Source organism: Flavobacterium sp. AG291 (assembly GCF_003350375.1).
GTDB lineage: Bacteria > Bacteroidota > Bacteroidia > Flavobacteriales > Flavobacteriaceae > Flavobacterium > Flavobacterium suzhouense.
Genome location: NZ_QQAR01000001.1, coordinates 430,970 through 432,007, shown reverse-complemented (window position 1 = coordinate 432,007; position 1,038 = coordinate 430,970). Strand labels below are relative to the sequence as shown.

The 1,038-nt window shown below is 53.0% G+C and carries 1 pseudogene; it reads right to left on the bottom strand.

Annotated elements, in window-relative coordinates:
• A pseudogene (locus DEU42_RS01995) lies at window positions 1–1,038 on the bottom strand (collagen-like protein); the annotation flags it as partial.

Genomic DNA, 1,038 nt, shown 5'->3' with positions numbered 1-1,038 from the left:
CCTTGTATTCCTTGTGGACCTTGTGCTCCTGTTGCTCCTGTCTCTCCTTGTATTCCTTGTGGACCTTGTGCGCCTGTTGCTCCAGTTTCTCCTTGGATTCCTTGTGGACCCTGTGCTCCTGTTGCTCCTGTCTCTCCTTGGATTCCTTGTATTCCTTGTGGACCTTGTGCGCCTGTTGCACCAGTTTCTCCTTGTATTCCTTGTGGACCCTGTGCTCCTGTTGCTCCTGTCTCTCCTTGGATACCTTGTATTCCTTGTGGACCCTGAGCTCCTGTTGCACCTGTCTCTCCTTGTATTCCTTGTGGACCTTGTGCTCCTGTTGCTCCTGTCTCTCCTTGTATTCCTTGTGGACCTTGTGCGCCTGTTGCTCCAGTTTCTCCTTGTATTCCTTGTGGACCCTGTGCTCCTGTTGCTCCTGTCTCTCCTTGTATTCCTTGTGGACCTTGTGGACCTTGTGCTCCTGTTGCTCCTGTCTCTCCTTGTATTCCTTGTATTCCCTGAGGACCTACTGCTCCGTCTGCTCCTGTAGCTCCCTGAGGACCCTGAGCTCCGGTTGCACCAGTCTCACCCTGGATTCCTTGTATTCCCTGAGGACCTTGTGGACCTACTGCTCCGTCTGCTCCTGTAGCTCCCTGAGGACCCTGAGCTCCGGTTGCACCAGTCTCACCCTGGATTCCTTGTATTCCCTGAGGACCTTGTGGACCTACTGCTCCGTCGGCTCCTGTAGCTCCCGTTGCTCCTGTATTACCTTGTATTCCCTGAGGACCTTGAGGACCTTGCGGACCTACCGCTCCGTCTGCTCCTGTGGCTCCCTGAGGACCAGCAACACCATCGTTTCCTGTAACTCCTTGTGGACCCTGGATACCTTGTGTTCCTGTTGCTCCCTGTGGACCTGTCAGGTTTGAAGTAGTGAAAGAAGTACCGTCTGTATAATTGATAGTAAATGTACCGTTTCCGTTATCTGTTGTACTAGCAATACCCTTTCCATCAGCTCCCGTTGCTCCTTGAGGACCGGCAACACCATCGTTTCCTGTAGCT